The organism is Erwinia sp. GW821-FHT03D09 (genome assembly GCF_059420805.1).
Genome location: NZ_JBWKUK010000005.1, coordinates 114,687 through 138,842 on the forward strand (window position 1 = coordinate 114,687; position 24,156 = coordinate 138,842).

General features: G+C 55.3%; 21 protein-coding genes. 19 read left to right on the forward strand and 2 right to left on the reverse strand.

From position 1 onward, the window contains the following. Positions 1-13 precede the first annotated feature (13 nt). The 17 genes from cra (at position 14) to lpxC (ending at position 19,383) form a co-directional block, all read left to right on the forward strand. Complete coding sequence (gene cra / locus AC07U6_RS06330) at positions 14-1,024, forward strand: catabolite repressor/activator (RefSeq protein WP_205066710.1); 1,011 nt, start codon at positions 14-16, stop codon at positions 1,022-1,024. A 562-nt stretch (positions 1,025-1,586) separates the two neighbouring features. Continuing rightward, positions 1,587-2,045 carry a division/cell wall cluster transcriptional repressor MraZ gene (mraZ, locus tag AC07U6_RS06335; protein ID WP_494761549.1) on the forward strand — a complete coding sequence of 153 codons (459 nt, stop codon included), beginning with the start codon at positions 1,587-1,589 and terminating at the stop codon, positions 2,043-2,045. A gap of 2 nt (positions 2,046-2,047) precedes the next feature. After that, positions 2,048-2,989: a 16S rRNA (cytosine(1402)-N(4))-methyltransferase RsmH gene (gene rsmH / locus AC07U6_RS06340; protein WP_494761550.1), complete on the forward strand. Its 942-nt coding sequence runs from the start codon at positions 2,048-2,050 to the stop codon at positions 2,987-2,989. Continuing rightward, entirely contained in the window at positions 2,986-3,306 is a 321-nt protein-coding gene (gene ftsL, locus AC07U6_RS06345; RefSeq protein ID WP_105595345.1) for a cell division protein FtsL, read from the forward strand. The genes rsmH and ftsL overlap by 4 nt, the downstream gene beginning before the upstream one ends. A 15-nt stretch (positions 3,307-3,321) precedes the next feature. Then, a complete protein-coding gene (locus AC07U6_RS06350; protein WP_494761551.1) occupies positions 3,322-5,088 on the forward strand; it encodes a peptidoglycan glycosyltransferase FtsI in 1,767 nt (588 codons plus the stop codon). After that, positions 5,075-6,562: a UDP-N-acetylmuramoyl-L-alanyl-D-glutamate--2,6-diaminopimelate ligase gene (murE, locus tag AC07U6_RS06355; protein WP_494761552.1), complete on the forward strand. Its 1,488-nt coding sequence runs from the start codon at positions 5,075-5,077 to the stop codon at positions 6,560-6,562. The genes AC07U6_RS06350 and murE overlap by 14 nt, the downstream gene beginning before the upstream one ends. Continuing rightward, positions 6,559-7,920 (forward strand): UDP-N-acetylmuramoyl-tripeptide--D-alanyl-D-alanine ligase, encoded by a 1,362-nt coding sequence (gene murF / locus AC07U6_RS06360; protein ID WP_494761553.1) that lies wholly within the window; start codon positions 6,559-6,561, stop codon positions 7,918-7,920. The genes murE and murF overlap by 4 nt, the downstream gene beginning before the upstream one ends. Further along, on the forward strand, positions 7,914-8,996 hold the full coding sequence (mraY, locus tag AC07U6_RS06365) for a phospho-N-acetylmuramoyl-pentapeptide-transferase (protein ID WP_205066712.1): 1,083 nt from the start codon (positions 7,914-7,916) through the stop codon (positions 8,994-8,996). Before murF ends, mraY begins: the two co-directional genes overlap by 7 nt. Positions 8,997-8,998: 2 nt before the next feature. Then, positions 8,999-10,315 carry a UDP-N-acetylmuramoyl-L-alanine--D-glutamate ligase gene (gene murD, locus AC07U6_RS06370; protein WP_494761554.1) on the forward strand — a complete coding sequence of 439 codons (1,317 nt, stop codon included), beginning with the start codon at positions 8,999-9,001 and terminating at the stop codon, positions 10,313-10,315. After that, positions 10,315-11,523: a cell division protein FtsW gene (gene ftsW, locus AC07U6_RS06375; protein ID WP_494761555.1), complete on the forward strand. Its 1,209-nt coding sequence runs from the start codon at positions 10,315-10,317 to the stop codon at positions 11,521-11,523. The genes murD and ftsW overlap by 1 nt, the downstream gene beginning before the upstream one ends. Before the next feature lie 3 nt (positions 11,524-11,526). Next, a complete protein-coding gene (murG, locus tag AC07U6_RS06380) occupies positions 11,527-12,585 on the forward strand; it encodes an undecaprenyldiphospho-muramoylpentapeptide beta-N-acetylglucosaminyltransferase (RefSeq protein ID WP_494761556.1) in 1,059 nt (352 codons plus the stop codon). 60 nt (positions 12,586-12,645) lie between these two features. After that, positions 12,646-14,124: a UDP-N-acetylmuramate--L-alanine ligase gene (gene murC / locus AC07U6_RS06385; RefSeq protein WP_494761557.1), complete on the forward strand. Its 1,479-nt coding sequence runs from the start codon at positions 12,646-12,648 to the stop codon at positions 14,122-14,124. Next, on the forward strand, positions 14,117-15,037 hold the full coding sequence (locus AC07U6_RS06390) for a D-alanine--D-alanine ligase (protein WP_494761558.1): 921 nt from the start codon (positions 14,117-14,119) through the stop codon (positions 15,035-15,037). The genes murC and AC07U6_RS06390 overlap by 8 nt, the downstream gene beginning before the upstream one ends. A gap of 1 nt (position 15,038) precedes the next feature. Beyond that, positions 15,039-15,878, forward strand: coding sequence for a cell division protein FtsQ (gene ftsQ / locus AC07U6_RS06395; protein ID WP_494761559.1), 840 nt, complete (start codon positions 15,039-15,041; stop codon positions 15,876-15,878). After that, positions 15,875-17,131 carry a cell division protein FtsA gene (ftsA, locus tag AC07U6_RS06400; protein WP_105595356.1) on the forward strand — a complete coding sequence of 419 codons (1,257 nt, stop codon included), beginning with the start codon at positions 15,875-15,877 and terminating at the stop codon, positions 17,129-17,131. The genes ftsQ and ftsA overlap by 4 nt, the downstream gene beginning before the upstream one ends. 78 nt (positions 17,132-17,209) lie before the next feature. Next, positions 17,210-18,364, forward strand: a complete 1,155-nt coding sequence (gene ftsZ / locus AC07U6_RS06405; RefSeq protein ID WP_105595357.1) for a cell division protein FtsZ — start codon at positions 17,210-17,212, stop codon at positions 18,362-18,364. A 101-nt stretch (positions 18,365-18,465) separates the two neighbouring features. Beyond that, positions 18,466-19,383, forward strand: a complete 918-nt coding sequence (gene lpxC / locus AC07U6_RS06410) for a UDP-3-O-acyl-N-acetylglucosamine deacetylase (protein WP_105595358.1) — start codon at positions 18,466-18,468, stop codon at positions 19,381-19,383. Between the two features lie 12 nt (positions 19,384-19,395). Here the strand turns inward: lpxC and AC07U6_RS06415 are convergent, their stop codons facing one another. Then, the gene (locus AC07U6_RS06415) at positions 19,396-19,905 is read right to left on the reverse strand and encodes a DUF721 domain-containing protein (RefSeq protein WP_494761560.1); all 510 of its coding nucleotides are present in this window, start codon (positions 19,903-19,905) and stop codon (positions 19,396-19,398) included. Positions 19,906-19,926: 21 nt separating this feature from the next. Between AC07U6_RS06415 and secM the strand changes: the two genes are divergently transcribed. Both secM and secA read left to right on the forward strand, forming a co-directional pair. After that, positions 19,927-20,430, forward strand: a complete 504-nt coding sequence (gene secM / locus AC07U6_RS06420; protein ID WP_494761561.1) for a secA translation cis-regulator SecM — start codon at positions 19,927-19,929, stop codon at positions 20,428-20,430. Positions 20,431-20,504: 74 nt separating this feature from the next. Beyond that, positions 20,505-23,210: a preprotein translocase subunit SecA gene (secA, locus tag AC07U6_RS06425; protein ID WP_494761562.1), complete on the forward strand. Its 2,706-nt coding sequence runs from the start codon at positions 20,505-20,507 to the stop codon at positions 23,208-23,210. 115 nt (positions 23,211-23,325) lie between these two features. On the opposite strand, the gene AC07U6_RS06430 is transcribed toward secA, so the two are convergent. Further along, positions 23,326-24,108, reverse strand: coding sequence for a prepilin peptidase (locus tag AC07U6_RS06430; protein ID WP_494764435.1), 783 nt, complete (start codon positions 24,106-24,108; stop codon positions 23,326-23,328). Between the last annotated feature and the right edge of the window lie 48 nt (positions 24,109-24,156).

Below are 24,156 nucleotides of genomic sequence, written 5' to 3' on the forward strand. Positions count from 1 at the left end.
GTGTGGGGTTATTGTGAAACTGGATGAAATTGCCCGCCTGGCCGGTGTATCACGCACGACAGCAAGCTATGTCATCAATGGCAAAGCAAAGCAGTATCGTGTCAGCGATAAAACCGTCGAGAAGGTGATGGCGGTGGTGCGTGAGCATAATTACCATCCGAACGCGGTGGCGGCGGGGCTTCGTGCTGGCCGTACCCGATCAATAGGACTGGTTATTCCTGATTTGGAGAATACCAGCTATACCCGAATAGCGAATTATCTGGAACGCCAGGCGCGCCAGCGTGGCTACCAGCTGCTGATCGCCTGTTCTGAAGATCAGCCGGATAACGAAATGCGCTGTGTGGAGCACCTGCTTCAGCGCCAGGTTGATGCGATTATCGTTTCAACCTCCCTGCCGCCGGAGCATCCGTTCTATCAGCGCTGGATCAACGATCCGTTACCGATTATCGCTCTGGACCGTGCGCTGGATCGCGAGCACTTTACCAGCGTGGTCGGGGCCGATCAGGACGATGCCCAGGCGCTGGCTGCTGAACTGCGCAAGCTGCCGGTTAAATCGGTGCTGTTCCTCGGCGCGCTACCGGAACTGTCGGTTAGCTTCCTGCGTGAGCTGGGTTTCCGCGATGCGTGGAAGGGCGATGAACGACAGATCGACTTCGTCTATGCCAATAGCTTTGAGCGCCATGCCGCCGCCGCGCTATTTGAAAAGTATCTCGAAACGCATGACATGCCAGAGGCGCTGTTCACCACCTCTTTCGGCCTGCTGCAGGGGGTAATGGACGTGACGCTGAAATCGGAAGGGCGACTGCCGCAGGATCTGGCGATTGCCACCTTTGGCGATCACGAACTGCTCGATTTCCTGGAATGTCCGGTACTGGCCGTGGGCCAGCGGCATCGTGACGTTGCGGAGCGCGTTCTGGAGTTAGTATTAGCCAGCCTTGATGAGCCGCGCAAACCGAAACCCGGTCTGACGCGTATTCGGCGCAATCTTTATCGTCGTGGGCGTTTAAATCGTAAAGCGATCTAACTATTCAGATGGAAAAAGGCAGCTAAGGCTGCCTTTTTCATATCCATGCATTTACTCTGAGTTACTCTCTGAGGGCGTAGCATAAGATGGCAAATTTATCTTGTATTTGAGATTCATCTTATAGGCATTTAGTAAATATAAGTAAATGAGACAAAAAATGTTGCACCGCTGATTAAATGAGCTAGCGAATAATAATAATCCTGTGAACGTCCGATGCTGTTAGCAGCGCCATGTCTGCGCCGTGCTGGGAAAAGCCTCGGAAATACCCTAAAATGCAGCCCGCGTCGCAAAGCTGAGCACTTATTTCCTTTTATCTCTGAGTGGTATATTTTTGAGCAATTTAAATGGCCAGGCAAATTTCCTGCCACTATTCATTAGTTTATTCTCCGGTGCTCTCTTCGGGTGGTTTGTTTTTAACTTCTCCGCATTTTATTCCTCTGAGAAATAATGCCTTTCTGCCATGACTGCGGCTTGACAATGTTTTCCTTCGCTCCGTAAACTCTTTTAGTGGGAATTTGTGGTGTAAAGTGGTGTTTTGGGGTAACTGGAGGGGCAGACTGGCATGTTCCGCGGGGCAACGTTAGTTAATCTCGACAGCAAAGGTCGGCTTGCCGTACCAACGCGCTATCGCGATACGCTGATCGAGGAGTCTCAGGGGCAAATGGTTTGTACCATTGACCTCCACCAGCCATGCCTGCTGCTTTACACGCTACCCGAATGGGAAATTATCGAACAAAAGCTGTCTCGTTTATCCAGCATGATCCCGGCAGAGCGGCGCGTGCAGCGCCTGTTACTGGGGCATGCCAGTGAATGCCAGATGGACAGTGCAGGCCGCTTATTGTTGGCGAATACCCTTCGTCAGCATGCGGGCCTGACTAAAGAAGTGATGCTGGTTGGGCAGTTCAACAAGTTTGAGCTGTGGGATGAACAGACCTGGTATCAACAAGTCAAGGATGATATAGACACAGAGCATTCCTCTCAGCAGGCTTTGTCTGAGCGGTTGCAGGATTTGTCGTTATAGCTATGCAGGATACTTTTAATCACACCACGGTGCTGTTGGATGAGGCGGTTAACGGCCTCAATATCAAATCTGACGGCATTTATATTGATGGTACCTTCGGGCGCGGCGGGCACTCACGCCTGATCCTCTCCCGGTTAGGCGATCATGGACGTCTCTATGCTATCGATCGCGATCCGCAAGCTATAGCAGCCGCTGCTGAGATTAACGATCCGCGTTTCAGCATCATCCATGGTCCGTTTTCGGCGCTGGCAGAATATATGGCCGAGCGCGGTTTGAGCGGTAAAATCGATGGTATTTTGCTCGATCTTGGCGTTTCTTCCCCGCAGCTGGATGACGCGGAGCGCGGTTTTTCGTTTATGCGTGACGGACCGCTGGATATGCGCATGGACCCAACGCGCGGCCAGTCAGCGGCAGAATGGCTGCTGCAGGCCGACGAGAGCGATATCGCTTTTGTGCTGAAAACCTTTGGTGAAGAACGCTTTGCCAAGCGCATCGCCCGGGCGATTGTAGAACGCAACCGCGTGGAGCCGATGACCCGGACAAAAGAGCTGGCCGATGTAATTTATGCCGCAACGCCGGTGAAAGATAAGTTCAAGCATCCGGCAACGCGCAGTTTCCAGGCCATTCGTATCTGGGTGAACAGCGAACTGGAAGAGATTGAGCAGGCGCTGAAAGGGGCGCTTAGCGCGCTGGCTCCGGGTGGGCGACTGTCGATTATCAGTTTCCACTCGCTGGAAGACCGTATCGTGAAGCGTTTTATGCGCGAGCAGAGTCGCGGACCTCAGGTACCACACGGCCTGCCGATGACCGAAGCGCAGCTGAGCAGCCTTGGCGGACGTCAGCTGAAGGCGCTGGGCAAAATGATGCCGGGTGAGGCGGAGACCGCTGAAAACCCACGCGCGCGTAGTTCCGTGCTGCGTATTGCGGAGAGAACGGCATCATGATTGGCAATGAGCGTCACAGTTTACCCGGTGTTATCGGTGGTGACCTGCTACGTCACGGCAAGATCCCACTGATCCTGCTGATTTCGGTGCTGGTTTCATCGGTACTGGTGGTGACGACCGCGCATAAAACGCGTTTGCTTACCGCTCAGCGTGAACAGTTGGTTCTGGAGCGAGACGCGCTGGATATTGAGTGGCGCAACCTGATCCTTGAAGAGAATGCACTGGGCGATCACAGTCGTGTGGAGCGGATAGCAACTGAGAAACTTCAACTGCAGCACGTTGATCCTTCTCAAGAAAATATTGTGGTACAGCAATAAGGAAACACGGACTCAATGAGAGCCGCAGGTAAAACGCAGAAACTGAAACGCACGGAAGATAAGGCCAGCTTTGTTAGCTGGCGTTTTGCGTTGCTGTGTGGCGGTATTTTCCTGGCGTTAATAGGGCTGCTGCTGCGTGTTGCCTATCTGCAGATCATTAATCCCGACAGACTGGTGCGTGAAGGTGATATGCGTTCCCTGCGCGTGCAGGCGATCCCCACCTCACGCGGTATGATCAGCGATCGTGCCGGTCGTCCTCTGGCAGTCAGCGTGCCGGTTAACGCGATCTGGGCCGATCCGAAAGAGCTGCACGACAAGGGTGGTATCACCCTCGACAGCCGCTGGAAGGCGCTCTCCGATGCGTTATCCATTCCACTTGACCAGATGGCCACACGCGTTAACGCGAATCCAAATGGCCGATTCGTTTATCTGGCGCGTCAGGTCAATCCGGCGATTGGCGATTACATCAAGAAACTTAAACTGCCGGGCATCTATCTGCGCGAAGAGTCCCGCCGTTACTACCCGGCAGGGCAGGTGACCTCCCATCTGATTGGTTTTACCAATATTGATGGCCAGGGCATTGAGGGTGTTGAAAAAAGTTTTGATAAATGGCTGACCGGCCAGCCCGGTGAGCGGACGGTGCGTAAAGACCGCAATGGGCGAGTCATTGAAGATATCTCCTCCGTAGATAGCCAGGCTGCCCATAACCTGGCGTTGAGCATTGACGAACGTCTTCAGGCGCTGGTGTATCGCGAGCTGAACAACGCGGTGGCGTTTAACAAGGCCGAATCAGGTACTGCGGTGCTGGTCGATGTGAACACCGGTGAAGTGCTGGCGATGGCCAATAGCCCGGCGTACAACCCTAATAACCTTTCCGGCACCACCAAAGATGTCATGCGTAACCGGGCGATTACCGACATCTTCGAACCGGGTTCCACCGTGAAGCCGATGGTGGTGATGACCGCGCTGCAGCGCGGTGTCGTGCGTGAAAACAGCGTGCTGAACACCATTCCTTATCGAATTAACGGCCACGAGATCAAAGATGTGGCGCGTTACAGTGAACTCACCCTGACCGGGGTGCTCCAGAAGTCGTCTAACGTTGGGGTTTCTCGACTGGCGTTGGCGATGCCATCCAATGCGCTGGTAGATACTTACGCGCGCTTTGGTTTTGGCAAAGCGACCAATTTGGGGTTGGTCGGAGAAAGCAGTGGCTTATATCCTCAAAAACAACGGTGGTCTGACATAGAGAGGGCCACCTTCTCTTACGGCTATGGGCTAATGGTAACGCCGTTACAGTTAGCGCGAGTCTATGCAACCATCGGCAGCTACGGCGTGTATCGCCCGCTGTCGATCACCAAAGTTGACCCCCCAGTGGCGGGTCAACGCGTCTTCCCTGAAGCGACTGTGCGCACCGTGGTGCACATGATGGAGAGCGTGGCTCTGCCGGGCGGCGGTGGCGTGAAGGCAGCCATTAAGGGTTACCGTATTGCGATTAAGACCGGTACGGCGAAAAAAGTCGGCCCGGATGGCAAATACGTCAATAAATATATTGCTTATACCGCCGGTGTGGCACCGGCAAGCAACCCTCGTTTTGCTCTGGTGGTGGTGATTAACGATCCGCAGGCCGGCAAATATTACGGTGGTGCGGTTTCTGCACCGGTATTTGGCGCCATCATGGGCGGGGTACTGCGCACCATGAACGTTGAGCCGGATGCACTACCGACCAGTGACAAAAACGAGATGGTAACTAATAAGAGTGAGGGATCGCGTGACCGATCGTAATCTGCACGACTTACTGGCACCGTGGGTGACTGGTTTGCCTGCGCGCACGCTGAATGACATGACACTGGACAGCCGCGTGGCGGCTTCCGGCGATCTCTTTGTCGCGATTAAAGGACATGCGGTTGATGGCCGTCGTTTTATCCCCCAGGCGATTGCCCAGGGTGTAGCGGCCGTTATCGCTGACGCTGAAGGCGAAGCGGAAGACGGCAGCGTGGTGGAAATGCACGGCGTGCCGGTGATTTTCCTGTCGCAGCTTTCCCAGCGCCTGTCTGCGCTGGCCGGGCGCTTCTATCAGCAACCCGCTGAAAAGTTAAAGCTCATCGGTGTGACCGGAACCAACGGCAAAACCACCACGACACAGCTGTTGGCACAGTGGGCACAGTTGCTGGGCGAAACCGGAGCAGTGATGGGGACCGTGGGTAACGGCCTGTACGGCCAGTTGGCCGCAACGGAAAATACCACCGGTTCAGCGGTTGATGTTCAGCATCAGCTGGCGGCGCTGCTGGAAAAAGGCGCGACGCTGACCGCCATGGAAATCTCTTCGCACGGTCTGGTGCAGCACCGCGTTGCCGCGTTGCCGTTTGCCGCGGCGGCATTTACCAACCTGAGCCGCGACCACCTCGACTATCACGGAGATATGGCGCGCTATGAGGCGGCAAAATGGCTGCTTTTCTCCGAGCATCAGGTGGGCGAAGCCATTATCAATGCTGATGATGAAGTTGGCCGCCGCTGGCTGCAGCAGCTTCCTGACGCCGTTGCCGTCACCATGGAAAATAATTTGCAGTCTGACTGCCACGGGCGCTGGTTAAAAGCGACCGAGGTGCACTATCACGACGGCGGTGCGAGCGTGAAGTTTGCCTCCAGCTGGGGCAACGGTGAATTTGAAAGCTGCCTGATGGGTGCCTTTAACGTCAGTAACCTGCTGGTGGCGCTGGCGACGCTGCTGTCGCTTGATTACCCACTGGCCGCGTTGACCGCAACGGCAAACCAGCTCCAGCCGGTGACCGGCCGTATGGAAGTGTTTACTGCGCCGGGCAAACCGACGGTAGTGGTGGATTACGCCCACACTCCTGATGCGCTGGAAAAAGCGCTGGCTGCGGCGCGCCTGCACTGCAAAGGCAAGCTGTGGTGCGTGTTCGGCTGCGGCGGCGATCGCGATAAAGGCAAGCGTCCTTTGATGGGGGCTATCGCCGAGCAGTTTGCCGATGTGGTGGTGATCACCGATGATAATCCGCGCAGTGAAGACCCGGCTGCGATCGTGGCCGATGTACTTACCGGCCTGCTGGACCCGAGCCGCGCTCGCGTTGTCCCCGGACGTGCGCAAGCGGTCACTAACGCCGTGATGCAGGCGCAGGAAGGTGACATCGTGCTGGTGGCGGGTAAAGGCCACGAAGACTATCAAATCATCGGCCAGCAGCGCTTTGACTATTCTGACCGCGTTACCGTTGCGCGGCTGCTGGGGGTGGTGGCATGATCGCCTTTAGCCTCAAGCAGCTGGCAGACATCACCGAAGGATCGTTGTTCGGTAAAGATGCAACGATCGATGCTGTCACGACGGATACCCGGAAAATCACCGCGGGTTGCCTGTTTATTGCTCTGAAGGGTGAGCGCTTCGATGCGCATGACTTCTCCGAGGATGCGGTTAAAGCCGGTTCTTCAGCTCTGTTGGTGAGTAAGCGCTTACCAGTAGACGTCGCGCAGGTGGTGGTTGAAGATACGCGCCTCGCGCTTGGCCGCATTGCCGGCTGGGTGCGTCAGCAGTCTTCTGCCCGTGTGGTGGCGCTGACCGGCTCCTCCGGCAAAACCTCAGTCAAGGAGATGACCGCCGCGATCCTGCGCGAATGCGGCGAAACGCTATATACCGCCGGCAACCTGAATAACGACATCGGCGTGCCGCTGACGCTGCTGCGTCTGACGGCGGAACATCAGTATGCAGTGATTGAACTGGGTGCGAACCACCAGGGCGAGATCGGCTACACCACCGAATTAACCCGGCCTGAAGCCGCGCTGGTCAATAATCTGGCTGCAGCGCATCTGGAAGGTTTTGGCTCGCTGGCCGGGGTGGCGAAAGCCAAAGGCGAAATCTTCAACGGGCTGCCGCTGCACGGCACCGCCATTATCAATAGCGACAGCAATGACTGGCCGCACTGGCAGGCGTCGCTTCAGGGCAAAACCGTCTGGCGTTTTTCACCGGAACAGCAGGCCGACAGCGACTTTTATGCCAGCAAGGTCAGCTTCAGCACGCGCGGAACGCTGTTTGTACTGCATACGCCGCAGGGCGAGATTGATATTACTTTGCCGCTGCCGGGTCGCCACAATATTGCCAACGCGCTGGCCGCCGCTGCGCTTGCCTTGTCGGTAGGCGCGCCGCTTAGCGCTGTTCGTCAGGGGCTGAGTTCACTGCAGGCCGTTCCGGGCCGTCTGTTCCCTATTGTGCTTGATGACGGTCGGCTGCTGCTTGACGACAGCTACAACGCTAACGTCGGATCAATGACGGCGGCCGCACAGGTGCTGGGTGAAATGCCTGGCTATCGCGTGATGATCGTCGGTGATATGGGCGAACTGGGAGCGGAAGCTGCCGAATGCCATCGTCAGGTCGGTGAAGCGATTCGCCTGGCCGGGATCGATAAAGTATTAAGTACAGGCAGCCTTAGCCATGACATCAGCGATGCCAGTGGCGTAGGTGAGCATTTCAGTGATAAGGCATTACTCAGCACTCGCGCGCTGGCGCTGCTTTCTGAACATCAAAAGATTACCGTACTAGTCAAAGGATCGCGTAGTTCTGCAATGGAGCAGATCGTATGGACCTTACAGGAGAAAGGCGCATGTTAGTCTGGCTGGCCGAGCATTTGGTCTCTTTATATTCTGGCTTTAACGTCTTTTCCTATCTGACGTTTCGCGCCATTGTCAGCCTGCTGACCGCACTGTTTATCTCGCTGTGGATGGGCCCTCGGATGATCGCCCGCCTGCAGGAAATGTCATTTGGCCAGGTGGTGCGTAACGATGGCCCGGAGTCGCACTTCAGCAAACGCGGCACGCCGACCATGGGCGGGATTATGATCCTGACCTCGATCACCATTTCCGTGCTGCTGTGGGCCTATCCCTCAAATCCCTACGTCTGGTGCGTGCTGTTTGTGCTGGTAGGTTACGGCATCGTGGGCTTTGTGGATGATTACCGCAAGGTTGTGCGGAAAGATACCAAGGGGCTGATTGCCCGCTGGAAGTACTTCTGGCAGTCGGTAATTGCCCTGGCGGTCGCCTTTGCCATGTACGCGATTGGTAAAGATACCCCTGCAACCCAACTGGTGGTGCCGTTCTTTAAAGACGTGATGCCGCAGCTGGGCCTGCTTTATCTGCTGCTGACCTACTTCGTTATCGTCGGAACCAGTAACGCCGTCAACCTGACCGATGGTCTGGACGGGCTGGCGATTATGCCAACGGTGTTTGTTGCCGCAGGCTTTGCCTTGGTTGCCTGGGCCACCGGTAACGTGAAATTTGCTGAGTACCTGCATATTCCTTATCTGCGCCATGCCGGTGAACTGGTAATCGTCTGTACCGCTATTGTTGGAGCCGGGCTTGGTTTCCTGTGGTTCAACACCTACCCGGCACAGGTCTTCATGGGCGATGTCGGTTCTCTGGCCCTCGGTGGTGCACTCGGGACTATCGCCGTACTACTGCGTCAGGAGTTCCTGCTGGTGATTATGGGGGGGGTGTTCGTGGTTGAAACACTGTCCGTTATCCTGCAGGTCGGCTCGTTTAAATTACGCGGCCAGCGTATTTTCCGCATGGCACCGATTCATCACCATTACGAACTGAAAGGCTGGCCGGAACCGCGCGTGATCGTGCGCTTCTGGATTATTTCACTGATGCTGGTGCTGATTGGCCTGGCAACACTGAAGGTACGTTAATCATGGCTGACTATCAGGGTAAAAAAGTCGTCATCATCGGGTTGGGCCTGACGGGCCTGTCCTGCGTTGATTTCTTTTTAGCGCGCGGCGTGACGCCACGCGTGATGGATACCCGCGTCGTGCCGCCAGGGCTGGAAAAATTGCCGGCGGCGGTTGAGCGCTGGCTGGGGTCGTTGAATGACAGCTGGCTTCTGGACGCTGACCTGATAGTCGCCAGCCCGGGTATGGCACTGGCGCATCCTTCGCTGATGGATGCGGCGGAAGCGGGCGTTGAAATTGTCGGTGATATCGAACTGTTCTGCCGCGAGGCTCAGGCACCGATTGTCGCCATTACCGGCTCGAACGGTAAAAGCACCGTCACCACGCTGTTGGGTGAAATGGCGCAGGCCGCAGGCTGGCAGGTAGGGGTCGGCGGCAATATTGGTCTTCCGGCGCTGATGCTGCTGGATAAACCGGCGCAGCTGTACGTACTGGAGCTTTCCAGCTTCCAGCTGGAAACCACAAGCAGTCTGCGCGCGGCGGCGGCAACGATCCTCAACGTCACTGAAGATCATATGGACCGCTATCCGCTCGGCATGCAGCAGTATCGTGCGGCTAAGTTACGAATTTATGAAAATGCAGCGGTTTGCGTGGTCAATGCTGATGACGCCATGACCATGCCGGTATGCGGCGCTGACCCGCGCTGCGTCAGCTTTGGTGTGGACGTGGGGGACTATCATCTTAACCGCCAGCAGGGGAATACCTGGCTGCGGGTTAAAGGTGAGAAGGTGCTGAATACCGCTGAAATGAATCTGACGGGCCAGCATAACTACACCAACGCGCTGGCCGCACTGGCGCTGGCGGATGCCGTTGGACTGCCACGCGCGACCAGCCTGAAGGCGTTGACCACCTTTGCAGGCCTGGCGCACCGCTTCCAATTGGTGCATGACAATAACGGTGTGCGCTGGATCAACGATTCCAAAGCAACCAACGTCGGCAGTACCGAGGCGGCGCTGAATGGTTTACAGGTTGCCGGTACACTTTGGCTGCTGCTGGGCGGCGACGGCAAATCAGCCGACTTCAGTTCGCTGACCCGCTACCTTCAGGGCGATAACATTCGCGTCTACTGCTTTGGCCGTGATGGTGCGGAACTGGCGGCGCTGCGGCCGGAGATCTCCGTGCAAACGGAGACCATGGCTGAAGCCATGGCGCAGATTGCGGCACAGGTGAAGTCAGGCGATATGGTGCTGCTGTCACCGGCCTGCGCCAGCCTGGATCAGTTTAAAAACTTTGAGCAGCGCGGCGACCTGTTTGCCCAGCTGGCACAGGAGATGGGCTGATGCGCTTTCCCGGTCTGAGCCTTGCTGGTGGCATTTCCGATCGCCTGAAGGGTTGGGTGATGGGATCGCGCGAAAGCGATACCAACTCGATGGTGCTGTACGACCGGATGCTGTTGTGGCTGACCTTTGGCCTGGCGATTATCGGTTTTGTGATGGTGACGTCGGCATCGATGCCGGTGGGGCAGCGCCTTTCGGACGATCCGTTTTATTTCGCTAAGCGTGATGCGTTCTATATTGCCCTTGCGTTCGGTATGTCGCTGATTACGCTGCGTGTGCCGATGGCCGTTTGGCAGCGCTACAGCAACATCATGCTGATGGTGACGATTTTTATGCTGCTGGTGGTACTGGTGGTGGGAAGTTCGGTGAACGGTGCGTCGCGCTGGATTGCCCTTGGGCCGCTGCGAATTCAGCCCGCCGAGCTGTCCAAGCTGTCACTGTTTTGCTATCTGGCCAGCTATCTGGTGCGCAAGGTTGAAGAAGTTCGCCATAACTTCTGGGGCTTCTGTAAGCCGATGGGCGTGATGGTGGTGCTGGCCGTGCTGTTGCTGGCGCAGCCGGACCTGGGAACCGTAGTGGTATTGTTTGTGACCACCCTGGCAATGCTGTTCCTCGCCGGGGCGAAATTATGGCAGTTCCTGGCAATCATCGGCTCCGGGATTTTCGCCGTTTGCCTGCTGATTGTAGCGGAACCATACCGTATGCGTCGCGTCACATCGTTCTGGAACCCGTGGGAAGATCCGTTCGGAAGCGGCTACCAGTTAACCCAGTCGCTGATGGCATTTGGTCGCGGTGAATTCTGGGGGCAGGGCCTTGGGAATTCGGTGCAAAAATTGGAATATTTACCGGAGGCGCATACCGATTTTATCTTCTCGATAATTGGGGAAGAACTGGGTTATATCGGTGTGGTTTTCGCGTTGTTAATGGTATTCTTCGTCGCTTTTCGCGCGATGTCCATCGGGCGCAAGGCGTTAGAGATCGATCAGCGATTTTCGGGCTTTCTGGCGTGCTCGATCGGCGTCTGGTTTAGCTTCCAGACACTGGTTAACGTCGGCGCCGCGGCGGGGATGTTGCCGACCAAAGGTCTGACGCTGCCGCTGATCAGTTACGGTGGATCGAGTCTGATTATTATGTCAACCGCCATCGTGTTGTTGCTACGTGTTGATTATGAAACGCGTCTGGCAAAAGCCCAGGCGTTTACGCGAGGTTAGTCGATGAGTGGAAAGCGACTGATGGTGATGGCTGGTGGAACCGGGGGGCACGTTTTCCCTGGGCTGGCGGTAGCGCACCATCTGATGGCACAGGGCTGGCAGGTGCGCTGGCTGGGAACCGCAGACCGGATGGAAGCGGATCTGGTGCCGAAGCATGGAATCGACATCGAGTTTATCCGCATCAGCGGACTGCGCGGGAAAGGCATTAAGGCTCAGCTGGCGGCTCCGCTGCGTATCTTCAACGCCTGGCGCCAGGCGCGGGTGATTATGAAGCGCTGGCAACCGGATGTGGTGCTGGGAATGGGCGGATATGTTTCCGGTCCCGGCGGCCTGGCGGCCTGGAGCTGCGGGATTCCGGTCGTGCTGCATGAACAAAATGGTATTGCCGGGTTGACCAATAAGTGGCTGGCAAAAATTGCCAAAAAAGTGATGCAGGCGTTCCCGGGGGCGTTTCCGAATGCAGAAGTTGTCGGTAACCCGGTGCGGACCGATGTGCTGGCGCTGCCTTTACCGGCAGAACGTCTGACCGGGCGTGAAGGCCCGATTCGCGTGCTGGTTATCGGCGGTAGCCAGGGCGCGCGCGTCCTGAACCAGACGTTACCTGAGGTGGCCGCGATCCTTGGCGATAGCATCACGCTGTGGCACCAGGTCGGTAAGGGCGCGCTGGACAGTGTTAACCAGGCGTATGCGCAGGTCGGGCAGACCCAGCATAAAGTCGCAGAATTTATTGATGATATGGCAGCAGCCTATGCCTGGGCGGACGTTGTGGTATGTCGTTCCGGTGCGTTAACCGTCAGCGAAGTCGCGGCGGCAGGATTACCGGCAATTTTCGTCCCGTTCCAACATAAAGATCGTCAGCAGTACTGGAACGCGCTGCCGCTTGAAAAGGCTGGCGCTGCAAAAATTTATGAGCAGCCGCAGTTTACCGCTGAAACGGTAGCTTCAACGCTGGCAGGCTGGGATCGCGCAACGCTGCTGCAGATGGCCGAAAAGGCCCGCGCCGTTGCCATTCCGGATGCAACAGAGCGCGTCGCTGCTGAAGTCAGCAAAGCGGCGCTGTAAACACTATTTGCTGGAGTGGGAGTACCCGCTTCAAAGAAACACAGGTGTGGCAAAGAAGAGATGAATACACAACAACTGGCAAAACTGCGTTCTATCGTGCCCGAGATGCGTCGCGTCCGGCACATTCACTTTGTTGGCATCGGTGGTGCCGGCATGGGCGGTATTGCCGAAGTGTTGGCGAATGAAGGTTATGAAATCAGCGGCTCTGACCTGGCACCTAATGCGGTGACTCAGCATCTGAGTGCGCTGGGCGCAACGATCTATTTCAACCATCGTCCGGAGAACGTCAGCGACGCCAGCGTGGTCGTGGTTTCAACGGCGGTGGCACAGGATAATCCGGAAGTTGTCGCGGCACGTGAAGCACGTATCCCGGTGATTCGCCGCGCAGAGATGCTGGCCGAGCTGATGCGTTTCCGTCACGGTATTGCGATTGCCGGAACGCACGGAAAAACCACCACCACGGCGATGGTTTCCAGCATTTATGCCGAAGGTGGGCTGGACCCGACGTTCGTGAACGGTGGACTGGTTAAAGCCGCAGGCACTCATGCGCGCCTGGGCAGCAGCCGTTATCTGATTGCTGAAGCGGATGAGAGTGACGCGTCATTCCTCCATCTGCAGCCGATGGTGGCGATTGTCACCAACATCGAAGCCGACCACATGGATACCTATCAGGGCGACTTTGAGAACTTAAAGCAGACATTTATTAACTTCCTGCACAACCTGCCGTTTTACGGCCGTGCGGTGCTCTGTATTGATGACGCCGTAATCCGCGATCTGCTGCCGCGTGTTGGGCGCCAGATCACCACCTACGGCTTCAGCGATGATGCCGATGTGCGGGTTGAGAATTACGAACAGCGCGGCGCACAGGGGCTTTTTACCCTGGTTCGCCACGATAAGCCGCTCATGCACGTCACGCTTAACGCGCCGGGCCGCCATAACGCGCTGAATGCCGCTGCTGCTGTGGCGGTTGCCACAGAAGAAGGTATTGAGGATGAAGATATTCTCAGTGCGCTGGAGAGCTTCCAGGGGACCGGGCGTCGCTTTGACTTCCTCGGCGAATACCCGCTGGCAGAAGCCAACGGTCATCCGTCGGGCACCGCGATGCTGGTTGATGACTATGGACATCATCCGACCGAAGTTGACGTGACGATTAAAGCCGCGCGTGCGGGCTGGCCGGACAAAAACCTGGTAATGATTTTCCAGCCGCATCGTTACACGCGTACTCGCGATTTGTATGACGATTTCGCCAACGTGCTGTCGCAGGTTGATGTACTGCTGATGCTGGACGTTTACTCCGCCGGTGAAACCGCTATTCCGGGGGCCGACAGCCGCTCATTGTGCCGCACGATTCGCGGCCGCGGCAAAGTAGACCCGATTCTTGTTTCCGATCATGACTCCGTACTGGAAACCCTGCTGCCGAAACTTTCCGGCAATGATTTGATCCTGGTACAGGGCGCAGGAAACGTTGGGCGTATTGCCCGCAAACTGGCAGAGCTGAAGTTACAACCGCAGACGAAAGAAGAGGAATATCATGGCTGATAAAGTAGCGGTATTGCTGGGTGGAACGTCCGCAGAGCGTGACGTATCTCTGTTATCAGGTGCGGCCGTACTGGCTGGACTGCAAGAAGCGGGCGTGGATGCACATCCGGTTGATATTCGTGATGTTCCTGTACTGAGCCTGAAAGAGCAGGGCTTTACCAAAGCCTTTATTGCTCTGCACGGTCGCGGCGGCGAAGACGGCACGCTGCAGGGGGTTCTGGAGTTCCTGGATATTCCCTACACCGGCAGCGGTGTGATGGCATCGGCTATTACGATGGACAAGTTGCGCAGCAAGTTCCTTTGGCAGGGGTGTGGGCTGCCGGTTTCGCCGTATGTGGCGTTAACCCGCAAACAGATGGATGCCGGTATCGACGGCGATGTCGCTGACAGCATTGCCGCATTGGGGATGCCGTTGTTTGTGAAGCCAAGCCGCGAAGGCTCCAGCGTGGGGATCTCCCGCGTGAACCATGCTTCTCAACTGCATGCGGCGCTGGTGGAAGCGTTCCGCCACGATGACGAAGTGCTGGTTGAAGCTTTCCTCAGTGGCCCGGAGTACACCGTTGCGGTGATCGGCGACCAGATTATGCCGTCTATCCGCATTCAGGCCGCCAGCGAATTTTATGATTACCAAGCGAAGTACATCTCTGATGATACGCAATATTTCTGCCCGTCAGGATTAAACGACGAACAGGAAGCCGAGTTAAGCCAGCTGGTGATCGCAGCATGGCGCGCACTGGGATGCAGCGGCTGGGGCCGTGTAGACGTGATGATGGGCGGCGACGGTCGTTTCTACCTGCTCGAGGTGAACACCTCGCCAGGGATGACCAGCCACAGTCTGGTACCGATGGCGGCTAAGCAGGCGGGCCTGAGCTTCTCACAGCTGGTAGTACGTATTCTGGAACTGGCCGACTGATATGTCTCAGGCGGCGTTAAATGTTCGAAACCGCGAAGCGCAGGAGAAGGCGCGAACCGGGCGTAGCAATGGCTCACGCCTGGCCGGGATACTGTTTTTGCTGATGGTTATCGGCACCATGCTGGCCGGCGGTTTTGTTGTATTGAAGTGGATGAACGATGCATCAAGACTGCCGTTATCGAAACTGGTGGTGACCGGGCAAACCCACTACACCAGGAACGATGATATCCGTCAGGCGATTTTATCGCTTGGCGAACCCGGCACTTTTATGTCGCAGGATGTAGATATCATCCAGCAGCAGATCGAACGCCTGCCGTGGATTCAGCAGGTGAGTGTGCGCAAGCAGTGGCCGGACGAATTAAAGATTCATCTGGTTGAGTATGTGCCGGTTGCACGCTGGAATGACGTGCACATGGTTGATGCCGATGGGAAATCGTTCAGCGTTCCGGCCAGCCATCGGGATAAAGAAGTGTTACCGCTGCTGTATGGCCCGGAAGGGAGCGAAACGGAAGTGTTGACCGGCTACCACCAGATGCGGGATGTACTGGCGGCGAGCAAGTTTAAGTTAAAGGCTGCGTCAATGACCGCGCGTCGATCATGGCAGCTGGTGTTAGATGATGATACCCGTCTGGAGTTGGGGCGTAGTGAAGATATGAAGCGGTTAAAACGCTTTATCGATCTCTACCCGACTCTGCAGCAGCAGGGCCAGGCGGAAAACAAGCGTATCAGCTACGTGGACCTGCGTTATGACTCTGGCGCGGCAGTAGGATGGACACCCGAACTCATTACTAGCGCTGAAAGTCATCAGCAACAGAATCAGGTACAGGCTAAACAACAATGATCAAGTCGACGGACAGAAAACTGGTAGTTGGACTCGAGATAGGCACCGCGAAGGTTGCCGCCCTGGTAGGAGAAGTCCTGCCCGATGGCATGGTCAATATTATCGGGGTGGGCAGCTGCCCGTCTCGCGGCATGGATAAAGGCGGCGTTAACGACCTGGAATCGGTAGTAAAATGCGTTCAGCGCGCTATCGACCAGGCCGAGCTGATGGCGGATTGTCAGATTTCTTCGGTTTATCTGGCATTATCGGGCAAACATATCAGCTGCCAGAACGAAATAGGGATGGTTCCTATTTCAGAAGAGGAAGTAACCCAGGAAGATGTGGAAAACGTGGTTCACACCGCGAAATCCGTCCGTGTTCGTGATGAACACCGCATCCTCCATGTTATTCCGCAAGAATACGCGATCGACTATCAGGAAGGGATCAAAAACCCGGTTGGATTATCCGGCGTGCGCATGCAGGCAAAAGTGCATTTGATCACCTGCCACAACGATATGGCGAAAAACATCGTCAAAGCGGTTGAGCGCTGTGGCCTGAAAGTGGATCAGCTGATTTTTGCCGGGCTGGCCTCAAGTTTTGCCGTGCTGACCGAAGACGAGCGCGAACTGGGCGTTTGTGTGGTTGACGTTGGTGGCGGCACGATGGATATCGCTGTTTACACCGGCGGCGCGCTGCGCCACACCAAAGTTATTCCTTATGCGGGTAACGTGGTAACCAGCGATATCGCTTATGCTTTTGGTACACCGCCAACGGATGCAGAGGCAATTAAAGTTCGTCACGGTTGTGCGCTCGGTTCCATCGTGGGCAAAGATGAAAACGTTGAAGTGCCGAGCGTGGGTGGCCGACCACCGCGCAGCCTGCAGCGTCAGACGCTGGCTGAAGTTATCGAACCGCGTTACACCGAACTGCTGAATCTGGTCAATGACGAGATCCTGCAATTGCAGGAGCAGCTTCGCCAGCAGGGCGTTAAACATCACCTCGCGGCCGGTATCGTTCTGACCGGCGGCGCGGCGCAGATTGAAGGATTGGCGGCTTGCGCCCAGCGTGTTTTCCACACGCAGGTGCGTATCGGACAGCCGCTAAACATCACAGGATTAACGGATTACGCGCAGGAGCCTTACTACTCAACGGCGGTTGGCTTACTGCACTACGGAAAAGAATCTCACCTCAGCGGTGAAGCAGAAGTAGAAAAAAGAGCCTCAGTGGGTAACTGGTTCAAGCGAATCAACAGCTGGCTGAGAAAAGAGTTTTAATTTTTACCATAGAGATCATGCTAGTCTTAATAGTATTAGTGATCTCCAGGCGAACAGGCACATAAACGGAGAGAAATTATGTTTGAACCTATGGAATTAACCAATGACGCGGTGATTAAAGTCATCGGCGTCGGCGGCGGCGGCGGTAATGCCGTAGAGCATATGGTGCGTGAACGTATCGAAGGCGTTGAGTTCTTCGCGGTAAATACAGATGCTCAGGCCCTGCGTAAAACCGCAGTCGGCCAGACAATCCAGATCGGTAACGGAATCACCAAAGGTCTGGGCGCGGGTGCAAACCCGGAAGTCGGCCGTAACTCTGCCGAAGAAGATCGTGAAGCACTGCGTCAGGCACTGGATGGTGCAGACATGGTGTTTATCGCTGCCGGTATGGGGGGAGGTACAGGAACAGGTGCTGCGCCTGTTGTTGCCGAAGTGGCGAAAGAACTGGGCATCCTGACCGTTGCCGTGGTGACCAAGCCATTTAATTTTGAAGGCAAAAAACGCATGGCGTTCGCCGAGCAGGGCATCGCCGAGCTGTCCAAGCATGTCGATTCACTGATCACCATTCCGAACGACAAGCTGCTGAAAGTGTTGGGTCGCGGTATTTCTCTGCTTGATGCCTTCGGTGCAGCGAACGACGTCCTGAAAGGCGCCGTGCAGGGTATCGCCGAACTGATCACCCGTCCGGGTCTGATGAACGTTGACTTTGCTGACGTGCGTACCGTGATGTCCGAAATGGGCTACGCGATGATGGGCTCCGGCGTGGCATGTGGTGAAGACCGTGCGGAAGAAGCAGCAGAAATGGCGATCTCCAGCCCGCTGCTGGAAGATATCGACCTGTCCGGTGCACGCGGCGTGCTGGTTAACATTACCGCTGGCTTCGATCTGCGTCTCGACGAATTCGAAACCGTGGGTAACACCATCCGTGCCTTCGCTTCCGACAATGCTACCGTCGTTATCGGTACATCACTCGATCCGGAAATGAACGACGAACTGCGCGTCACCGTGGTGGCAACCGGTATCGGCATGGACAAGCGTCCAGAAATCACGCTGGTGACTAACAAGCAGTCTTCTCAGCCAGTGATGGACCATCGTTACCAGCAGCACGGTATGTCGCCGCTGCCGCAGGAACAGAAACCTGCTGCAAAAGTGGTTAACGATCAAAGTCCTCAGACTAACAAAGAGCCAGATTACCTGGATATTCCTGCTTTCCTGCGTAAGCAGGCGGATTAAGAATTTACCTAAAAAGTGGGAAAATTCACTCTTTGTGTTAAACTATTCGCCCGCCAGTACAGTAAACTGGCGATCGGATAGAATTTTTGCGAGATAATGCGATGATCAAACAACGGACATTAAAACGTATTGTTCAGACGACTGGCGTCGGTTTACATACCGGCAAAAAAGTCACGCTGACGTTACGCCCTGCGCCGGCTAATACCGGGGTCATCTATCGCCGCACTGACTTGAATCCACCGGTAGATTTCCCGGCTGATGCAAAATCCGTGCGTGATACCATGCTCTGTACTTGCCTGGTGAATGAGCATGACGTGCGTATTTCGACAGTCGAACATCTGAACGCTGCCCTTGCCGGCCTCGGCATCGATAATATTGTGGTAGAAGTTAACGCGCCTGAAATTCCAATTATGGACGGTAGCGCTGCGCCCTTTATTTATCTGCTGATGGATGCCGGTATTGAAGAACTGAATAGCGCGAAGAAATTTGTCCGCATCAAACAGCCTGTCCGGGTTGAAGATGGCGACAAATGGGCCGAGCTTTCGCCGCATAATGGTTTCTCTCTGGATTTCACCATTGATTTTAACCATCCGGCAATCGATTCCAGCTCTCAGCGCTACCGCATGGACTTCTCTGCTGAAGCCTTTGCGCGTCAGATCAGCCGTGCTCGTACTTTCGGCTTTATGCGTGATATCGAAGCGCTGCAGTCTCGTGGCCTGTGCCTGGGCGGCAGTTTCGACTGTGCAATCGTGGTGGATGACTACCGCGTATTGAACGAAGACGGTTTACGCTTCGAAGACGAATTCGTACGTCACAAAATGCTCGACGCGATCGGTGACCTGTACATGTGTGGCCATAACATCATTGGTGCGTTTACCGCATTCAAATCGGGCCATGCACTGAACAACAAGTTACTGCAGGCGGTTCTGGCTAAGCAGGAAGCGTGGGAATGGGCAACGTTTGAAGACGAAGCTGAACTCCCGGTGACATTCAAGGCTCCAAATCTGGTTCTGGCGTAAGCCATAACCACTCTAACGACTGGGTGAGTTGGTACTCTCTCCGGCCAGCGAGGCCAGTCGTTCTAATATCTTCTTTAGTTTTTCCGGGCTTTGGCTCGCAACGCTGCGTAAAATCTCCGCACTATGTTCACTCAACTGCCTGACCGGTGGTTTTTCTGCTTTCTGCGCCTGAGTGCTGCTTTCTTGAACGGATTCATGTCCTTTTGCCGCGAGGGAAGGATTAATCCTGATGTCGATCGACGTCAATGATGGTAGTATTTGTGCTCGTAATGCTGACAGCAGGCTGGATTGTTCATAGCGTAAACGCATCAACCAGCTGGCGTTAGCCGTTTCGATCACCAGAATTCCCTGGCGGAAATTAGCCACACGGCACCAGGGGTGCAGCTGAGCGGGAATCACGCCCTGCACTGTGCGATTCAGCTTGTTCAGGGCAATCGCGCGCTGCTGAATATTTTGCAGCATGCTTTTATCCTGGGCCTGGTCGAAATAACTTTCAATTGATTGTGGGCGACTATCACGCATAGCTAGCTCCGGCGGAACACAGTGATCGGTATTCTAAATCGTTGGCGACAATTTGGCAGACGCTATTTCTGGCCGCATCTCCTGTTGGGGATGGTCGCGGCAAGTCTCGGCTTGCCTCAGGCGTCAGCACATGACCGCACTACCTTAGCAGAAACCTCTTCCAGAAGCCTGGATATCGGCAGCGCTGCGCGTTTCGACAGCCTGGCACTGCTACAGGAAAGCGTTCGCCGCCCTTCATTTAGCGTAGACTACTGGCATCAGCATGCGATTCGTACGGTAATCCGCCATCTGTCATTTGCCCTGACACCTTCTGTTGTACCCGTTGCTGAAGAAGTTCAGCCACTGCAGGCGCAAAAGCTGGCGCTGCTGGATACGCTTAATGCGCTACTGACACATGAGGCCCGGCCTCCGGTTATTATTCGCCGGACCGCTCCACGTGAAGTGGCCGTTCTACCTTCTTATCATATCGGCCTGTGGCTGGCCCAGGTTCGCGGCATTCGTGCCGGACCCTCTCTTCTCAGCTAAATTCATATAAAAATCGTTAATAATCAAACAGTATGACTGTGGCAAAAAGCCGTGGCCGAGAGAAATTACTTATTATGTTTACAAAATTACTGACTAAAGTTTTTGGTAGCAGCAATGACCGTACCCTGCGTCGCATGCGCAAAGTCGTTGAGCAGATCAATAAGATGGAGCCGGATTTCCAGAAGCTGACGGATGACGAGCTGAAAGCCAAAACCGGTGAATTCCGCGCCCGTCTGGAAAAAGGTGAAGTGCTGGAAAACCTGATCCCGGAAGCGTTCGCCACCGTTCGTGAAGCCAGCTGTCGCGTGTTCGGTATGCGCCACTTCGACGTCCAGCTGCTGGGCGGTATGGTACTGAACGATCGCTGCATCGCTGAGATGCGTACCGGTGAGGGTAAAACCCTGACGGCGACCCTGCCAGCCTACCTTAATGCCCTGAGTGGCAAAGGTGTTCACGTGGTGACCGTCAACGACTATCTGGCCCAGCGTGACGCCGAAAACAACCGCGGACTGTTCGAATTCCTTGGCCTGAGTATCGGCATCAACCTGCCGGGTATGCCTGCACCAGCCAAGCGTGCCGCTTATGCTGCCGATATCACCTACGGTACCAACAACGAATACGGTTTTGACTACCTGCGTGACAACATGGCGTTCAGCCCGGAAGAGCGCGTACAGCGTAAGCTCAACTATGCGCTGGTGGATGAGGTGGACTCGATCCTGATCGATGAAGCGCGTACGCCGCTGATTATCTCTGGCCCTGCTGAAGACAGCTCAGAACTGTACATCAAAGTTAACAAAATCATTCCTCACCTGATCCGTCAGGAGAAAGAAGACTCCGACTCATTCCAGGGCGAAGGTCATTTCTCTGTTGATGAAAAAGCGCGTCAGGTTCACCTGACCGAGCGCGGCCTGGTGACGATTGAAGGGCTGATGGTCAGCGAAGGCATTATGGAAGAAGGCGAGTCTCTCTACTCACCGGGCAACATTATGATGATGCACCATGTGACCGCTGCGCTGCGCGCCCATGTGCTGTTCACCCGCGACGTTGATTATATTGTTAAAGACGGTGAAGTGATCATCGTTGACGAACACACCGGCCGTACCATGCAAGGCCGTCGCTGGTCTGATGGCCTGCATCAGGCGGTAGAAGCCAAAGAAGGCGTGGATATTCAGAACGAAAACCAGACTCTGGCTTCGATCACCTTCCAGAACTACTTCCGCCTGTACAACAAGCTGGCCGGTATGACCGGTACTGCGGATACCGAAGCGTTTGAATTCAGCTCGATCTACAAGCTGGATACCATTGTCGTACCGACCAACCGCCCGATGGTGCGTAAAGATCTTCCTGACCTGGTCTACATGACTGAGAAAGAGAAAATTGATGCGATCATTGAGGACATCCGTGAGCGTACCGCTAACGGTCAGCCAGTGCTGGTCGGTACTATCTCGATTGAAAAATCAGAAGTCGTTTCCAATGAGCTGACACGTGCAGGCATCAAACACGAAGTTCTGAACGCCAAATTCCACGCCCGTGAAGCGGACATCGTGGCGCAGGCCGGTCAGCCGGGTGCGGTAACGATCGCTACCAACATGGCCGGTCGTGGTACTGATATCGTGTTGGGCGGCAGCTGGCAGGCTGAAGTGGCAGAGCTTGAAGAGCCAACCCAGGAGCAGATCGACGCTATTAAGAGCGCATGGCAGATCCGTCATGATGCGGTGCTGGCTTCCGGTGGTCTGCATATCATCGGTACTGAACGCCATGAATCGCGCCGTATTGATAACCAGCTGCGTGGCCGTTCCGGTCGCCAGGGTGACAACGGTTCATCCCGCTTCTATCTGTCGATGGAAGATGCCCTGATGCGTATTTTCGCCTCGGACCGCGTTTCCAATATGATGCGTAAGTTGGGAATGAAGCCGGGTGAGGCTATCGAGCACCCATGGGTGACCAAAGCGATTGCCAACGCGCAGCGTAAAGTGGAAAGCCGCAACTTCGATATTCGTAAGCAGCTGCTTGAATATGATGACGTAGCCAACGACCAGCGTCGCGCTATCTACACCCAGCGTAACGAGCTGCTGGATGTGTCCGACGTGTCAGAAACTATTATCAGCATTCGCGAGGACGTCTTTAAGGCGACTCTCGACAGCTACATTCCACCGCAGTCGCTGGAAGAAATGTGGGATATTCCTGGCCTGCAGGAGCGTCTGAAAACTGATTTCGACCTCGATCTGCCGATTGGCGAGTGGCTGGATAAAGAGCCAGATCTGCATGAAGAAACGCTGCGCGATCGTATTATGGACCAGGCAAAAGAGCAGTATCAGCGTAAAGAAGAAGTCGTTAGCGCTGAAATGATGCGCAACTTCGAAAAAGGCGTGATGCTGCAAACGCTGGACTCACTGTGGAAAGAGCATCTGGCCGCTATGGACTATCTGCGCCAGGGAATCCATCTGCGCGGTTACGCGCAAAAGGACCCGAAGCAGGAGTACAAGCGTGAATCCTTTGCCATGTTTGCCGCGATGCTGGAGTCGCTGAAGTATGAAGTTATCAGCACGCTGAGCAAGGTTCAGGTACGTATGCCGGAAGAAGTTGAGCAGATGGAAGAACAGCGCCGTCAGGAAGCTGAACGCCTGGCTCAGCAGCAGCATCTCAGCCATGTCGATGATGAAACTGAAGCCGCTCAGGAACTCGCTGCGCAGACCGGTGAGCGTAAAGTGGGCCGTAACGACCTCTGCCCGTGTGGTTCAGGTAAAAAATATAAACAGTGTCACGGCCGTCTGGCGTAATTCGCCAGCCAGCTAAGCGCTGAAACAGGGCCGGGTAGTTTACCCGGCCTTTTTTTGTCTGAAGGAAAAGCAAGGAAGAATAAACAAAGAGGGAGCGAAGGTCGGTGAATGGTCTTTATACCGCGTTTCTGGTAATAAACAGTATGAGTCCGGCAGCGGCGAGTCCTGGCCCGAACGGAAAGGGGGCTGATAACGATCGCCGGGAAATCAGGCGGCTGGCACAAAGCCAGATAATGCTGCTGAGTGATGCCAGCAGTAACAGCAGGGGTAAGGCCTGCCAGCCTAGCCAGGCGCCTAAGGCTGCCAGCAGCTTGGCATCCCCCAGACCCAGCGCCTCTTTCCCCCGTAGCAGGCGATAGCCATACGCAAGCAGCCACAGCACCAGATAGCCTGCCAGTGCGCCGATTACACTCTGCTGTAATGAAATAGATGGCAGACAGTGGAGGATTTGAAACAGCATTCCCAGCCATAAAAGCGGAAACGTCAGTAAATCAGGCAGCAACTGATGTTCAATATCGATCAGGGTCAGTGCCAACAGCAGCCAGACAAGTACCCAAGAGGCAACCAGCGTTCCTCCTGGCGGCAACAGTGCGGCCATCATCACCCATAACAGCATGCAGCTTAACTCGACTAGCAGATAACGGCACGATATGGCGTGCGAACAGTAGCGGCAACGCCCCCGTAGTATCAGCCAGCTAAAAAGAGGGATAATGTCAAAGCAGCCAAGCGGATGAGCACATTGCGGGCAATGGGAGCGCGGCAGCCACAGATTATAGCCATCATCCTGATCCTGATGCTTGATCATGTGCGGCAGGCGATAAATCACCACATTGAGCAGGCTGCCAAAGCAGATCCCCAGCAGTGCAGCGAAAAAGAACAGAGCGGAATTATTCATCAGGTAACTCCTTTACCTTTTACATATTATCCGGGGCGATAAGCTTGTTAC

Coding starts and splice junctions, on each gene's coding strand:
- murC (WP_494761557.1), top strand. CDS start 12,646: ATGAATACACAACAACTGGCAAAACTGCGTTCTATCGTGCCCGAGATG.
- lpxC (WP_105595358.1), top strand. CDS start 18,466: ATGATCAAACAACGGACATTAAAACGTATTGTTCAGACGACTGGCGTC.
- secA (WP_494761562.1), top strand. CDS start 20,505: ATGTTTACAAAATTACTGACTAAAGTTTTTGGTAGCAGCAATGACCGT.
- ftsL (WP_105595345.1), top strand. CDS start 2,986: ATGATTGGCAATGAGCGTCACAGTTTACCCGGTGTTATCGGTGGTGAC.
- ftsW (WP_494761555.1), top strand. CDS start 10,315: ATGCGCTTTCCCGGTCTGAGCCTTGCTGGTGGCATTTCCGATCGCCTG.
- rsmH (WP_494761550.1), top strand. CDS start 2,048: ATGCAGGATACTTTTAATCACACCACGGTGCTGTTGGATGAGGCGGTT.
- ftsQ (WP_494761559.1), top strand. CDS start 15,039: ATGTCTCAGGCGGCGTTAAATGTTCGAAACCGCGAAGCGCAGGAGAAG.
- AC07U6_RS06390 (WP_494761558.1), top strand. CDS start 14,117: ATGGCTGATAAAGTAGCGGTATTGCTGGGTGGAACGTCCGCAGAGCGT.
- ftsA (WP_105595356.1), top strand. CDS start 15,875: ATGATCAAGTCGACGGACAGAAAACTGGTAGTTGGACTCGAGATAGGC.
- AC07U6_RS06350 (WP_494761551.1), top strand. CDS start 3,322: ATGAGAGCCGCAGGTAAAACGCAGAAACTGAAACGCACGGAAGATAAG.
- AC07U6_RS06415 (WP_494761560.1), bottom strand. CDS start 19,905: ATGCGTGATAGTCGCCCACAATCAATTGAAAGTTATTTCGACCAGGCC.
- murF (WP_494761553.1), top strand. CDS start 6,559: ATGATCGCCTTTAGCCTCAAGCAGCTGGCAGACATCACCGAAGGATCG.
- ftsZ (WP_105595357.1), top strand. CDS start 17,210: ATGTTTGAACCTATGGAATTAACCAATGACGCGGTGATTAAAGTCATC.
- mraY (WP_205066712.1), top strand. CDS start 7,914: ATGTTAGTCTGGCTGGCCGAGCATTTGGTCTCTTTATATTCTGGCTTT.
- murD (WP_494761554.1), top strand. CDS start 8,999: ATGGCTGACTATCAGGGTAAAAAAGTCGTCATCATCGGGTTGGGCCTG.
- murG (WP_494761556.1), top strand. CDS start 11,527: ATGAGTGGAAAGCGACTGATGGTGATGGCTGGTGGAACCGGGGGGCAC.
- mraZ (WP_494761549.1), top strand. CDS start 1,587: ATGTTCCGCGGGGCAACGTTAGTTAATCTCGACAGCAAAGGTCGGCTT.